Origin of the sequence: Staphylococcus simulans, from assembly GCF_047037175.1 — a bacterium.
In the GTDB taxonomy this organism is placed as follows: Bacteria; Bacillota; Bacilli; order Staphylococcales; family Staphylococcaceae; genus Staphylococcus; species Staphylococcus simulans_C.
The window spans coordinates 1,504,630-1,519,920 of record NZ_CP178241.1 but is presented as its reverse complement, the minus strand read 5'-3'; the positions used below and the strand labels follow the sequence as shown (position 1 = coordinate 1,519,920).

The following is a 15,291-nucleotide window of genomic DNA, read 5'->3' as shown; positions in this document are numbered from 1 at the left end:
TCTTTTTAATTTTGATTATATTTTCTGAATTTTGTGTTTCTTGGAATTGTTTGAATGCTATAATATGAGACATATCATTATTTTAAGCAGTTGTAATACATATTAAAGGGGAGATTAAAATGGTAAGCATAAAAATGTTTGATGTGGCACCTTATGAAATTGACGCAATTGAAAATTGGGCAGCAGAACATCAAGTGAAAGTAGATTATGAGCGTGAGCCTCTGACATTAGATAATATAGAATCAGTCAAAGGTTATGACGGACTTTCATTATCTCACAATGGTCCTTTTGATCATGAAATTTATCGTATTTTAGAAAGCTATGGGATTAAACAAATCGCTCAACGCAGTGCTGGCTTTGATATGTACGATTTAGAGGCAGCAAAAGCACATCATTTAATCATTACAACAGTACCAAGTTATTCACCAAGTTCAATTGCGGAATATGCGGTCACAGGTGCTTTGTATTTTGTAAGACAATTTCCATTGATTAAACAGCGTATGACAAAGCACAATTTTGTTTGGGATGCACCTTTAATCTCACGACCAGTTAAAGATTTAACGGTAGCCATTATTGGTGTGGGGCGTATCGGCAGTATTTCAGCACAACTCTTCTCAAATTTCGGTTGTAAAGTGGTTGGTTATGATATTGAACCGAAACCTGAATTAGATGATGTTGTTGAATTCAAAGCTACATTAGAAGAAGCAATTGCAGAAGCTGATATTGTGTCGCTTCATGTCCCGGGAAATAAAGACACATATCATATGTTTGATGAAGCAACATTTAAACAATTAAAAGAGGGTGTGATTTTTGTCAATTGTGCACGTGGCATGGTTGTTGAAACTCAAGGACTGCTTGATGCATTAAATAGTGGTAAGGTTTCAGGCGCTGTGATTGATACGTATGAAAATGAAGCACAATATTTCCGTAGAGATTTCTCTAATCAAACGGTTGAAGATGATACTTTATTAGAATTGATTGAACGTGAAGATGTTTTAGCTTCTCCACATATTGCTTTCTTTACACATGAAGCGGTTAAGAATCTTGCCGAAGGTGGATTGAATAGTACGATGGAAGTTCTTGAAACAGGAGATGCGCAATCAAGAGTGAATTAACTCATAATAGTCATCAAAAAGATATAAGAAAGGAGGAAGTGCAAAAGTGAAAGTATTTATACATTTAAGCTGGTTCTTTAAACAAGAAAAGATGAAGTACATTTCAGGTTTACTGGTTTTGTTATTGATTGCGCTGTTTCAGCTCGTTCCGCCGCAAATTATTGGTAAAACCATTGATGCGATTTCAGCTGATCGTCTAACAGGCAAACAATTATTCGCTTATATGATGATTCTGGCTTTTGCGGCCATCATGATTTATCTCTTACGCTATACGTGGCGTGTATTGATATTTGGAACGAGTAATAAATTGGGCAAGATTTTACGAAATCGTTTATATGAGAAATATACATCGATGAGCCCTTCGTTCTTTCAAAGACGCAGAACAGGAGACTTGATGGCTCATGCGACGAATGATATTAATGCTGTTCAAGGTGCCGCAGGTCCTGGGGTCTTAATGATTGGAGACTCGTTAATTACAGGGACAACTATTTTGATTACGATGGCTATAACCATTAACTGGAAGTTAACGTTGATTATTATGCTGCCATTACCTGTATTAGTTTTATTGACAAGTTATTATGGACGCATGATGAGTAAAGGCTTTAAGAAAGCACAAGCAGCATTCAGCCGTTTAAATGATAAGACACAAGAAAGTATCGCGGGGATTAAAGTAACAAAAACAATGGGGTACGAAAAGAGCGATCAACAAGACTTTAAAACAATCAGTGATGATGTCGTGAAAAAGAATTTAAAAGTAGCACAAATTGATGCTTTATTCGACCCGACCATCATGTTAGTAATTGGGACAAGTTACTTCTTAGCCTTGGTCTTTGGGACATATATGATTTTTGACCATACTATTACGTTAGGTCAATTAATTACCGCAACGACTTATTTAGGTATGTTGGTATGGCCATTATTAGCACTGGGTTTCTTCTTTAATGTGATTCAAAGAGGACATGCCTCTTATGAGCGTATTCGAGATATTTTAGATACGCCGAACGAGATTGATTTAACTTACAAAGTCAACGGTTATCCTTCTGGAGCGATTTCTTATCAGATAGAATCGTTCACTTTCCCAGGCAGTACGCATCCAGCATTAAGAGATGTGCATTTCACGATTAATGAAGGAATGACTGTTGGTATTGTAGGCCGTACAAGTTCAGGGAAAAGTACATTGTTACGTTTGTTAGTTCGAGAGTTTGATACACAACGTCCTGAAGATATTACGTATGGCGGTATTCCGATTCGTGATTATGAAATCAAACATTTACGTGCGATGTTCGGCTATGTACCGCAGGACAATTTCTTGTTCTCAACGAGTATTCGAGAAAATATTGCCTTTGCGGCACCAAAAAGTACAGAACAACAGATTCAACAAGCCGCAAAAACAAGCTATGTGCATCATGATATTTTAAACTTTCCACAAGGCTATGACACGATTGTCGGAGAACGTGGTGTGTCATTATCAGGCGGTCAAAAACAACGTGTATCGATTGCACGTGCAGTGATTTCTGATCCGCCAGTGTTAATGTTTGATGATTCTTTATCAGCCGTTGATGCGGATACCGAAGAACATATTTTAAATAACATGAAAGAACAGCGACAAGGCAAGACCAATATTATTACTGCCCATCGCATGAGTGCTGTCAGTCATGCGGATTTAATTATTGTTATGGATGAAGGTACAGTGGCTGAACAAGGAACGCATGAACAATTGATGGACAATCAAGGTTGGTATGCGAAAACCTATCAGTCACAACAATTGCGTGATCAATTAACGAAACAATTAGATGAAGCCGCACACGAAGGAGAGGGGGATGATCATGAGTAGAAAACAAAAATTACATGATGATCATCAACTTACTGCACGTGATCAATGGCATACATTAATGCGTTTGATGCGCTATACATTTCCATTTAAGTGGTTAATTTTCGCAGCATTTGTGATGCTAGGTATCTCAACAGCGGCAGGTGTGGCGGTTCCATATCTAGTGAAAGTATTTATTGATGATTACTTAACACCTAGACATTTTCCGCAACAAGATATAATTTGGATGATTGTTATATTTATCGGTATCGAATTGATAGGTGCCATCACGACGTATATCAACATCTATCTGTTCCAAAACTTTGCCTTTAAAATTATTCAACAATTACGTATTGATGCCTTTGACAAAATTGGTGCACTTGGAATGAAATATTTTGATGAGGTGCCAAGTGGTAGTATTGTGTCACGTTTAACGAATGATACAGAAGCGATTGTGAATATGTTTGTCGGCGTATTTTCTTCATTTATGATGGCATTGTTTACTGTTATTTCAAGCTTTATTATGATGTTTATTTTAGATGTCAGACTTGCTTTGATGGCACTATGCTTTATGCCGATGATCATCATTATATTAGCTTTATATCGTAAATACGCATCTCTGTTTTTTGCGCAAGCACGACAACGATTATCTGATTTGAATGCGAAACTCGCAGAGTCTATCGAAGGGATTCGTATGATTCAAGTGTTTAATCAAGAGCGCAGATTACAAAATGAATTTGATAAAATTAACGAAGAACATTACCAATATAACTTAAAGACGATTCGCTTAGATGGTTTATTATTACGTCCGGCTATCGGTATGTTGAGTGTCTTTGCGACAGTGATGATTCTCAGCTACTTTGGAATATTAAGTTTCTCTTCGACGGTCACAGCGGGGATTGTTTATGCGTTTGTGCAATACATGCAGCGCTTCTTTGAACCGATTAACCAAGTCAGCCAAAACTTAAATATTTTCCAACAAGCGATTGTTGCCGCAAACCGTGTCTTTACATTATTAGATAATCAAACCTTAGAGCCTAAGCAACAAGAAATTGCAGGACATCATATCACAGAAGGCAAAATTGAATTTAAAGATGTGACATTCAGTTATGATGGGACACACAATGTGTTGAAACATATTTCATTTACAGCTCATCCAGGTGAAACGATTGCGCTGGTTGGCCACACAGGTTCTGGTAAAAGTACGATTATTAACTTGTTTATGCGTTTTTATGAATTTAACCAAGGTGATATTTTAATTGATGGACATTCGATTAAGACGATTCCAAAACAAGAACTAAAACAAAAGGTAGGATTAGTTCTGCAAGATCCATTTATCTTCTATGGTACGATTTTGTCTAATATTCGTTTATATCATCCAACGATGACGTTCGAACAAGCGAAAGCTGCGGCAGAATTTGTACATGCAGATCGTTTTATTGAACAATTGCCAGATCAATATCAGCATAAAGTAATTGAGAAGGGCAGTGCTTTTTCTAGTGGGGAACGTCAATTAATTGCCTTTGCGAGAACAATGGCGATTGATCCAAAAATTCTTATCTTAGATGAAGCAACGGCGTTTATTGATTCTGAAACAGAAGAACAAATTCAAGCGTCTTTAAAAGATATGCGTAAAGGACGCACAACACTCGCAATTGCCCATCGATTATCGACGATTCAAGACGCAAACCAAATTTTAGTTTTGAACCAAGGTGAAATTGTCGAACGTGGTACACATGAAGAACTGCTCGCACAAAAAGGGATTTATTATAATATGTATTTACTGCAAAATGGATAATCATTTATGTGTAAATATACAGAAGCACCTAAGGCGCAACAGCCCTAGGTGCTTCTCGTTCGTTATGTAAGTATTATTCTTTACCAGCTAAGAATAATTTGAATTCTGGGAATTGTTCTATTACACGTCTTGCGAATGAACAGCTTGCGGTAATTTTAAGTTGATTTGCGTTAGCATAATCCACTACCTTTTCAACAAGTTTTGTTCCGATACCTTGCCCGCCTAGTTCATCACTCACTGCAGTGTGGAAAATATCGATGACATTCTCTTGCTCATCTCTAAATTCGATAATGGCACTCGGTGCACTTTCTTCCCCAATAAAGAATTTATGATCGCCTGTTTTTAAATCGGTCACGCTTATAATCCCCTTTATCTATTTAATTTTTAACTCCTATCTAAATGGTACAAAACAAAGCGGGTCAGATACAAGGGTTATTACAAAAAATATATACTTTCTTTAATGTAAGCGTTTTCTTATTTTTATAAATTTACAAATAAACAAGTGAGATATTGAAACACATACTTTTCTCTTTAATGTGTATATAAATAGTAGCCCTAACAAATATTTAGTTATAGAATTTTAGCTTAAAAATTTCAGAATTCTGAGAATCTAAAAGATTTCATGAATACCATTGCAATTTAGTAGGTTTAGGGGTATAGTTTAAAACATAATGATTACGATTTGGAGGGACCTTTTAAGATGAAAAAGACACTTTTCATAATGTTATCTTTAGTCTTAACAGTTGTATTAGCAGCTTGCGGTAATGGCGACAGCAGCAAAGACAGCGGTAATAAAGACAGTAAAGATGCTAAATACAGTGAAGACAATAAGATGAAAGTTAACACAACAGTATTCGCATTCCAAAGTTTTGCGAGTCAAATCGGCGGTAAATATGCAGATGTAAAATCAATTTACCCACCAGGTACAGACTTACATAGTTTTGAACCGACACAAAAAGAAGTTATGAACATTTCTAAAGGCGACTTATTTATTTATACAGATAAAGAAATGGATCCAGCAGCAGGTAAAATTGCGAAAACAATTAAAGACGACAAAAAAGTGCTTGAGTTAACTAAAGGCTTAGATAAAAATGCGATTCTTCCTGGTGAAGAACATGAGCATGAACATGAACACGGCGACCACGAAGAAGGTGACCACCATGAACATGCTGACCATGAAGAAGGCGATCATCACGAACACGGTGATCATGAACACGGTGATCATGAAGAACATCATCACCACGGCAAATATGACCCACATATTTGGTTAGATCCAGTTGCAGATAAAACATTTGCGAAAGAAATCAAAGATGAATTCGTGAAAAAAGACCCTGATCACAAAGACTACTACGAAAAGAACTACAAAAAATTAGTTCAAGACATCTCAGATGTTGATAAAGAATTAAAAGACGTTTCTAAAAACAAAAAACGCGACAAAGTAATTATTTCTCATGATTCATTAGCTTATTTAGCAAAACGTTATGACTTCAAACAAGAAGGTATTAACGGTATGAACAATGACGAACCAACACAAAAAGAATTAATGGCTATCGTTTCTGAAATCAAAAAAGAAAAACAACCCTATGTTTTATATGAACAAAACATCACTTCTAAAGTGACAGATATCATCAGAAAAGAAACAGATACAAAACCATTAGCATTCCACAACTTATCAGTTCTAACTAAAGATGAATCAAAAGACAAAGATATTACTTATCAATCATTGATGAAGAAAAATATCGAGTCATTGAAAAAAGCTTTAGATGACTAATTTGATAGACGTTTAAGATACGCATTTCCGGTTAATTCGGAAGTGCGTATCTTTTTTTTTATGAAGTGAGACAAAATAGTTGTATAAAAAATATACTGGTGGTATAATAACCTTAACAAAGTAAGTATAATAATTATACTGAACAAAGGAGGTTCCATTTATGGACAACATTAAACGTATACATCATATTTCAGCAATTGTAGGTGACGCACAAGAAAACTTAGACTTTTATCGTAATGTATTAGGCTTACAACTTATTAAACAAACAGTTAATTTCGATGACCCAGGTGTGTATCACTTATACTTCTCAAGACCAGACGAAGATAAACGTATGGTAATGACATTCTTTAACTGGCCAAATGAACATAAAGGACGTGTTGGAAGCGGACAAGTCGGACGTATTGCTTTCCGTATTCCTAAAGGTTCAATGGATGCTTGGGAAAAACATTTAAATGAACAAGGTATTAAAACTAGAATTTCTGGTTTGTTCGATGATGCGACATTAGAATTCAATGATGTGCATGGACTTGCATTGGCATTAGTGGAAGGTGAAGAAGCAGCGGATGACAAAGCAATTTTAGGCTTCCATGGTACAGAATTGTTATCTGCTGATCCATCAGGTACACGCAGTACATTAGTAGACGATATGGGATTAAACGTAGTCAGTGAAAATCCTTCTAAAATCCACTTAGAAACAGAAGGCGAAGAAAAACATCAAATCATTATGGCTGCACAACCATTACCAAAAGGTTTATTTGGTGTGGGAACAGTTCACCATGTTGCTTGGTCTATTCCAACAGAAGCAGAACATTTAGAATGGCAAAAACACATGGAAGACCGTGGTTACCATGTGACAGAAGTAAAAGACCGCAACTACTTCAAAGCTATTTACTTCAAAGAAAAAGGTGATATTGTCTTTGAAATGGCAACAGTTGATCCTGGTTTTGCGGTAGATGAGCCAGCAGATCAATTAGGTCAACAGCTTCAATTGCCGCCGCAATACGAAGATAGACGTGAAGCATTAACACAAAACCTTAAACCATTAAAACTATAATATGAATCAAACGATTAAAACTCCTGTGCTTACTTATTACAGTAAGTGACAGGAGTTTTTTGTGTTTACTATTCCTTTTGTGCCGTATGTAAATGGTGTATGAAACATTTGAACATATGAAAGAATGATTTGGATATTCTAATATTTTGTAGAAAATGATAACGTTTACATGAATAGAGGATTTATCATTTGAGGACTTCTCAATACAAAAAACCAACAAAGGAAATAATAATCTATAGATAGAGGTGAAAGGATTGGAAAGAAAATTAACGCGCTTTGAAAAGTATGCATTTGGTTTTGGGACAGTAGGAAAGGATGCCATCTTTAATATTGTCAGTCTGTTTTTAATGTTTTACATCACGGATATTGTAGGACTGTCACCTGCATTCGTCGGTGTATTATTCTTCGCAGCTCGTATTTGGGATGCGATTAATGATCCGATTATGGGCATGATTGTAGATAATACACACAATCGCTTCGGCAAATTTAAAACATGGCTGGTTATCGGGACATTAATTAACGCCGTAGTCACAGTATTACTTTTCACAAACTTTGATTTCGCAGGTAATGGGATGTATATCTACATCTCAATTATGTACATTGTATGGGGTATGACTTATACCATCATGGACATTCCTTAATGGTCTTGGCTGCCGAACTTAACGAACAATCCGCGTGAACGTGAAGAAGTTGCGGTTGTACCACGTTTCTTCGCAAGCTTTGCGGCCTTTGTCATCGGAAGTTTTGGTTTAATGTTCATCCACAAATTAGATGATTGGTTAGGCCAACCATTCAAAGGTGCAGGCATATTTGCGCTCGCAATTATTTGTAGTATTACGTTTATCATCACGATTGGTATTACAGTATTTTGTGTACATGAAGATACGGAAATTGAGAGACAAAACGCAATTAAAGTCCGCTTCAAAGATATTTGGCGTATCTTATTTAAGAACAAAGAACTGCTTGCCGTCATCGGTGTCATCTTAGCATTCAACTTATGCGGACAAATGATTAACGCGATTATTTTGTATTACTTTAAATATGTAGCAGGTGTAGAAAGTCTGTTCTCAGTGTTTAATACAATGATTTTAATGGAAATGGGTTCGTTATTGATTTTCCCTTACTTAGTTAAAAAGGTTGGACGCAGTGCGGTATTCAACTATGCGGTGATCGGCATTATTGTCGGTTTAGTAGTTATCTTACTCGCAGGCTTTATCGCACCAAAAGCAGCAATTTGGGTTATTATCGGTGGCGCATGTATTCGCTTTGGTACAGGTACATTAGTCGGTATCAATACGGTCGCATTAGCTGACGTCATCGACTACAGTGAAGTGAAATTTGGACAACGTAACGAAAGCGTTATCACATCAACACAAACATTCTTAGTGAAATTAGCACAAGCCTTTGCGGGATTAAGTGTTGGTGTAGGCTTATCTATGATCGGTTATGTACCAAACGTCGAACAAACAACAGATACTATTTGGGGTATCAGAATCGGTATGATTGGTATTCCAATCTTCTTTATCATCATTTGTAGTATTTTGTATCATAAAGCATTCAACTTAAAAGGAGACTTCTTACGCGATATTCAACAAACGCTTGAATATAAACGTAAACGAGAAGGTCGACCGCCGATTCATAAAGAAGAAAAGCTGTAACAATACAATAAGCAGTGCTAGCGCATGCATAGATTACGCTAAACACTGCTTTTGTTTTACAGTATTTTTAACAGCTCAATGATTATTTAGTCAGTCGCATTTTTTCTTGCTTTATACATTTTTCGGTAGTGCGATGGTGGAGTATTAAAGTATTTGGAGAAAGATTTGGAGAATCCAAGTGAATCAGAAAAATGGAGTTCACAAGAAATGGTTTCAACCGATTTGTTAGTAAACTTCAACTGTTCTGCCGCATAAGCCATACGGAGATCCATGAGGTATCTGCTAGGTGAAGCACTGAATTGTTTTTTTAAGCGTTTATAAAGCTGGCTGCGACTCATTTTAGCGATTCTTGCCGCATTATCTACCGTTGTTTCTCGGTTTCTGAAATTTTCGTTGAAATATTCTAAAGCCTCTTTTAAATCTGTAGCTTCACGCTGATTAGGAATAATAATTTCTTTTTGGTTTTGTTGCGTTAGGAAATATAACAGTTCAAATAATCTTATTTTCAGTAAGATATCGTGGGTATCTTCAGAGGTATGGCTGTTTGCGAGAATGCAGATTTTAAAGATTAATTTAAACAATGTATCGGTGTTTTGATTTACGAGGACGTATTCATCTGATAATGAAGTACGTGTAATAAAGTTGATGGCATGAGTGCCGCTGAAGCCGACCCACATATAATGCCAAGGTGTATCTCCTGTTGCTTGATATTTGACATGCATGCCTTTAAGCAGAAGAAATACATCGCCTTTCTTTAAAGGGTAGGTGGTTTGATTCACAGTGAAGGTGCCGGTTCCTTGTGTCACGATATGCAAGACTGCAGGTTTAGTGACTTCATATTCATAGCCGTTACCTACGTATAAGTTTTCCTTGCCGCATTCATCGACTTGGGCTTCGTAGCTTGTTTTTTTAAGTTTTGTCCAAAAGACTTGCACTTGTCTCACTCTCTTTCTCTCTATGTTAGAGCCATTATAACACGTCTATTTAATAAAATTATATAATTTCTGAAAATATTTAGGAGGGTCATGCCTTGAAATTAGATTTACATTATAATTTAGAACAATTACATGTTAATACATTACCTTATGCCGCATACTTTATTCCACAGCCCCAGCAATATTCTACTGCTGTGACTGCTTTATCAGGGGATTGGAACTTTGGTTTCTTTAATAGCGTGGCAGAATTTGAAGCGAGTCATCAAAAGGTGACACAAACTTTACCGGTCCCATCTGTGTGGAATTTACATGGTTTTGACCAAACACAATACGTGAATATCAAATATCCAATTCCATTTGATCCGCCATATGTCCCTGAAGAGAATCCTTGTGGCTATTACGAACGTTCATTTACAATTGCGTCACGTTATCAAAATGACCATCAATTTGTCTTGAACTTTGATGGCGTCAGCAGCGCATATTATGTTTGGATTAATGACACGTTTGTCGGTTATAGCCAAGTATCACACAGTGCTTCGCGCTTTGATGTGACACCATTTGTTAAAGAAGGCGACAATACCATTCAAGTTCTTGTAGTGAAATATTCAGATGGTACATATTTTGAAGATCAAGATATGTTTCGTCATTCTGGGATATTCAGAGACGTGTACATTGTAGAACGTCCAAAGCATCGTATCGAAGACTATACAATTCAAACAACCGTTGAACCTGCAGCTCAAACAGGGGCAATTCATTTGGATGTCACACAAGTGAAAGGTGCACCTAGTTATACAGTCGCATTATATGACCAATCAGGTGAATTATTAGCACAACAACAAGGTTCAAGCGAAGAAAAGTTTGTATTAAATATAGAAGATGCAGCGTATTGGAGTGCAGAGACGCCATATCTCTATACGCTAGTCATGACAACAGCAGATGAAGTGATTACTGAGAAAGTGGGTCTGCGTGAAGTTGAAATTAAAGATCAACAATTATGGATTAATGGGCAATCGGTTAAATTGCGTGGTGCGAACTATCACGATAGTAATCCAGAAACGGGTTATGTCTTAACTGAAGCACAAATGCATGAAGATTTAACGTTGATGAAACAAGCGAATTTCAATGCGATTCGTACAGCGCATTATCCGAAAGCACCACGTTTCTATGAATTAGCAGATGAATACGGCTTCTATGTGATGAGTGAAGCGGACTTAGAAACACATGGGGTTGTACTGTTTTATGGAGATGAAAATACCAAGGACTTTAATATTATCGCTGATGACCCTCAATATGAAGCACCGATTTTGGATCGTATTGAAGCTTCTATTGTGCCATTACGAAATTTCTCTTCGATTATTATGTGGTCTTTAGGCAATGAATCAGGATATGGTGTGAACATTGAAAAAGCAGCTGATCTTGCGAAAGCGTTAGATGCGACACGTCTTGTACATTATGAAAGTGCGTTTTACGCAGATGGCGGAGAGGATTTCTCTAAACTTGATATGATCAGTCGTATGTATCCATCACCTGAAGAAATTAAAACACGCTATTTAGATAACCCTGAAGTGACACAGCCATTTATTTTATGTGAGTATGCCCATGCGATGGGGAATTCACCAGGCGGTCTGTTAGAATATCACGAACTGTTAGAAGACTATCCAAGCTTTATTGGTGCGTTTGTTTGGGAATGGTGTGACCACGCAGTGAACATTAGTCAAAATGAAGCACAGCCAGTCTTTCGTTATGGCGGGGACTTCGGTGAAGATTTACATGATGGCAACTTCTGTGTCGATGGCATTGTGTCACCAGACAGAATACCGTATGAAGGCTATTATGAGTTCCAACAAGTGAATCGTCCAGTTATTTTAACGCAATCTGATAAACATTCACTGACATTTTATAACCGTCTTGATTTTGTGGATGCAGATAAAGTGCTTCAATTCCGCTTCACACTCACGACATTATCAGGTGAGCGATATGAAGCATATGCAGATATAACAGACTTTGAACCGCATACTGCGCTTACAGTGGACTTAAATACGCTGCTTGATGAAGCAATATTAAACCAAATCAGTGACATCTTAGTTGAATATATTGCGTTAAACGATGAAACCCTTTTAGGTCATGACCAAATCGTTAGAGAACGTTTGGTGTTTGACACTAACACAGTACAGCACACAGATTACGCGGTTACAGTGGATGACGCAGCACAGATGATTCAAATTTCAGGAGATAATCACCAATATGTGTTTGATGCGCGTTCAGCAGCATTGACAAAAGTGACACAAGCAGGACAATTGGTGCTTCATGAACCTACAGCCGTCCGCATTTGGCGTGCACCGAAGGATAATGATATCAATATCCGTAAACAATGGGAAGAAATGGGATATGAACATGCCCATACACGTGTGTATGATTATTCGATTGTAGAATCTGAAGGCGGTGTCAGCATTCAATTTAATATCAGTATCGTGCATAAGCGTGTACCGAAAATTTTGGAAGGTACTTTAACATGGTTAGTGCATGCGAATGGTAAGATTGAAGCGGATTTAGAACTTGAGAAGAATGAACGTATGCCATTCTTACCGAGACTTGGTTTAGAATTCAAGTTATCTGATGCTTATCAAGCATTAACGTATTATGGTCATGGACCTTTCAGCAGCTATGATGATAAACAACTTGCGAGTCATTTAGGTTATTTTGTGTCAACTGTGAAAGATAATTTCTGGCCGCATATCAGACCGCAAGAAGACGGCAGTCACAACAATACGACGCATGTGACATTAAATGATACAAAGACTCAAGCAGTATTTAATGCTGAAACGCCATTTAGTTTTAACGCAAAACCTTATTCCGATGCACAGCTAACAACCGTAAAACATGCGGATCAGTTACAGTTAGAGGGCTACACTTATGTGAATATTGATGTAGGTCAAAGTGGTATCGGTACGAATAGTTGTGGTCCAGAATTACCGGAACACTATCGTATGAATGACACAGCGTATCACTTGAACTTTACTTTGCAGTTCAAGGCATTAAGTTAATTACACAACTATCCAATTCAATAGCGCATCATAAAAAAGCAGAAGGCGTCAGCCCTCTGCTTTTTTAGGTCTATTCAGTATAGCGATGAGACATTAATTCTTTTAAGTTGCGGATTTCTTCTTTAATGAATTGTCCAGAATTTGTATCTTTAATACGTTTACGTTGCAGTTCTTTATCAACGAGGCGTTTTGTGGAAAGTTCATCAGCACCATAGCGTAATACATTTTCTTTCGTGTTGAAGTGTTGATGTGCTACCAGCTGCATGCCGTAAGAATTGTATAGTAATGTGTAACCGGCAATCCCCGTAGTAGATTGGTAAACTTTAGAGAAACCGCCGTCAATTACAATCATTTTTCCGTCAGCTTTGATTGGATCTTCACCATCAATTTCTTTAACTGGTGTATGTCCGTTAATGATGTGGCCTTGTTCAGGATCTAAATCAAAGTCCTCAAGCAGTTTGCCTACTACTTTAGGATCTTCACGTAATGAATAATATGGATTTTTTTCCTCTTTATGTGTCGCTTTATCTTTAATGAAGTAACGTTCGAATGTCGTCATCGCACGTTTACCGAATAATGAAGAATATTTACCTGTCCATAAATACCACACTAAATCTGTTGCTAAATCATCTGTAATGTCTTTATTACGGAATGCTTTACGCATATACATTTCAAATTGATCTAATAATGGACGTCCTGCATAGAAAGTGCCATCAATTTCCATGCCTTCCATGTTGCCGTGTTCATCAATTGGAATACAGCCGTGAATCAATAGGTTGCCGTTATAAGGCAGATAGAGTGAACCTTTGTCCATTAAGAAAGTCATATGTCGTTTCAGCTTTTCTGATTCTTGTACGGATACTAACAGTTTATCAATAACTTCTTGTTCTTCAGGCAATAATTTAGCAGGGTCTTTTGGATCCACTGTCACGAAACATGTATCTGTTAATTCATGTGTTTGACCATGAAGAGTATACGTTAAGTTATCATAATCGACGTGTTCTAACACCAAACGTTCTTCCATTTCGAATGAAGGGCGACGTTTGATAATCGGCATTTCTAATTTGAATTGAATCATCGCAATCGCTTGATGAATTTTAGTGATTTGAAGCTGTTCTTGTTCAGATAGGTTAGAGTCTGCACGTAATTTAGGGCGGAATGCTTTGTTATCACCGTAGTATTTTTCAGCTAAGTTCAATAATGGACGTAAGTTGATGCCATACGCATCTTCAACGATATTTAAGTTGTCGTAACGTGCACAAATACGTAAGATGTTAGCTAAACATACGCGAGAACCTGCATACGCACCAATCCAAATCGCATCATGGTTGCCCCATTGAATATCAACAGAATGATAATCGATCAATGTTTCGACGATTTTTTCAGGTTCAGGACCACGGTCGTAAATATCTCCGACAACATGTAAATGGTCGACGACAAGACGTTGAATGGTATAAGACAATCCGATAATTAAATCATCTGCTTGTTGTGTTTCAATGATTTGTTGCATCAACGTATTGTAGTAAGGTGTTTTATTTTCAAGTTCATTCGTTTTATACAGTAATTCTTCGACAATATAAACGAACTTTTTAGGTAGTGCTTTACGTAGTTTAGAACGTGTATATTTTGAAGCGGAATATTGAACCATTTGAATCATTTGGTCAATACGTTTTTCATACCAACGGTTTAATGGTCCTTTAGTTTCAAAGCTACTTTTAACCATTCTCAATTTATCTTCTGGATAATAAATCAAGGCAGTGAAGTCACTGATTTCTTGGTTCGACATTTTATCTTTAAAGATGTCATTCACTTTCGTACGGACGTTACCTGAACCGTTTCGTAATACATGTTGGAAAGATTCATATTCGCCATGTAAGTCACTGACAAAGTGTTCAGTCCCTTTAGGTAATTCTAAAATAGATTCTAAACTGATAATTTCTGATGCAAGTTGTTCTTCATGGTTGAATTTCTCTGCAAGTAAATCGAAATACTTATTTTTAAGTTCACGTTCGTTGGTAATCATTTGTGCCTCCTGGTTTATTAATAATAGCGCTTACATTTGATTATTGTACTTTTTTAACAATTTTTCAATGGTCACGTTTTAAA

General features: G+C 36.9%; 9 protein-coding genes and 1 pseudogene. 7 read left to right on the top strand and 3 right to left on the bottom strand.

Annotated features, from left to right (window positions below):
• The first annotated feature begins 119 nt into the window (after positions 1 to 119).
• Genes ACFCT9_RS07680 through ACFCT9_RS07670 form a run of 3 tightly spaced genes read left to right on the top strand, consistent with a single transcriptional unit; the run spans position 120 to position 4,723 of the window.
• Positions 120 to 1,115 (top strand): D-2-hydroxyacid dehydrogenase, encoded by a 996-nt coding sequence (locus tag ACFCT9_RS07680; RefSeq protein ID WP_412518307.1) that lies wholly within the window; start codon positions 120 to 122, stop codon positions 1,113 to 1,115.
• Positions 1,116 to 1,161: 46 nt separating this feature from the next.
• The gene (locus ACFCT9_RS07675; RefSeq protein ID WP_412518306.1) at positions 1,162 to 2,949 is read left to right on the top strand and encodes an ABC transporter transmembrane domain-containing protein; all 1,788 of its coding nucleotides are present in this window, start codon (positions 1,162 to 1,164) and stop codon (positions 2,947 to 2,949) included.
• Positions 2,942 to 4,723 carry an ABC transporter ATP-binding protein gene (locus tag ACFCT9_RS07670; RefSeq protein WP_412518304.1) on the top strand — a complete coding sequence of 594 codons (1,782 nt, stop codon included), beginning with the start codon at positions 2,942 to 2,944 and terminating at the stop codon, positions 4,721 to 4,723. Before ACFCT9_RS07675 ends, ACFCT9_RS07670 begins: the two co-directional genes overlap by 8 nt.
• A gap of 73 nt (positions 4,724 to 4,796) precedes the next feature.
• Here ACFCT9_RS07670 and ACFCT9_RS07665 read toward each other — a convergent pair whose 3' ends face one another.
• Complete coding sequence (locus ACFCT9_RS07665; RefSeq protein WP_412518302.1) at positions 4,797 to 5,078, bottom strand: GNAT family N-acetyltransferase; 282 nt, start codon at positions 5,076 to 5,078, stop codon at positions 4,797 to 4,799.
• Between the two features lie 345 nt (positions 5,079 to 5,423).
• On the opposite strand from ACFCT9_RS07665, the gene ACFCT9_RS07660 reads away from it, so the two are divergent.
• From ACFCT9_RS07660 to melB, 3 genes and pseudogenes are all read left to right on the top strand, one after another.
• On the top strand, positions 5,424 to 6,494 hold the full coding sequence (locus ACFCT9_RS07660; protein ID WP_412518300.1) for a metal ABC transporter solute-binding protein, Zn/Mn family: 1,071 nt from the start codon (positions 5,424 to 5,426) through the stop codon (positions 6,492 to 6,494).
• Positions 6,495 to 6,654: 160 nt separating this feature from the next.
• Positions 6,655 to 7,548 (top strand): VOC family protein, encoded by an 894-nt coding sequence (locus ACFCT9_RS07655; protein WP_412518299.1) that lies wholly within the window; start codon positions 6,655 to 6,657, stop codon positions 7,546 to 7,548.
• Between the two features lie 254 nt (positions 7,549 to 7,802).
• Positions 7,803 to 9,206 (top strand): annotated as a pseudogene (melB, locus tag ACFCT9_RS07650) (melibiose:sodium transporter MelB).
• Positions 9,207 to 9,292: 86 nt separating this feature from the next.
• Here melB and ACFCT9_RS07645 read toward each other — a convergent pair.
• Complete coding sequence (locus ACFCT9_RS07645; protein WP_412518297.1) at positions 9,293 to 10,150, bottom strand: AraC family transcriptional regulator; 858 nt, start codon at positions 10,148 to 10,150, stop codon at positions 9,293 to 9,295.
• Between the two features lie 86 nt (positions 10,151 to 10,236).
• On the opposite strand from ACFCT9_RS07645, the gene ACFCT9_RS07640 reads away from it, so the two are divergent.
• Positions 10,237 to 13,185, top strand: a complete 2,949-nt coding sequence (locus tag ACFCT9_RS07640; RefSeq protein ID WP_412518296.1) for a glycoside hydrolase family 2 TIM barrel-domain containing protein — start codon at positions 10,237 to 10,239, stop codon at positions 13,183 to 13,185.
• 70 nt (positions 13,186 to 13,255) lie between these two features.
• Here ACFCT9_RS07640 and ACFCT9_RS07635 read toward each other — a convergent pair whose 3' ends face one another.
• Positions 13,256 to 15,208 carry a fructose-1,6-bisphosphatase gene (locus ACFCT9_RS07635; protein ID WP_412518295.1) on the bottom strand — a complete coding sequence of 651 codons (1,953 nt, stop codon included), beginning with the start codon at positions 15,206 to 15,208 and terminating at the stop codon, positions 13,256 to 13,258.
• Between the last annotated feature and the right edge of the window lie 83 nt (positions 15,209 to 15,291).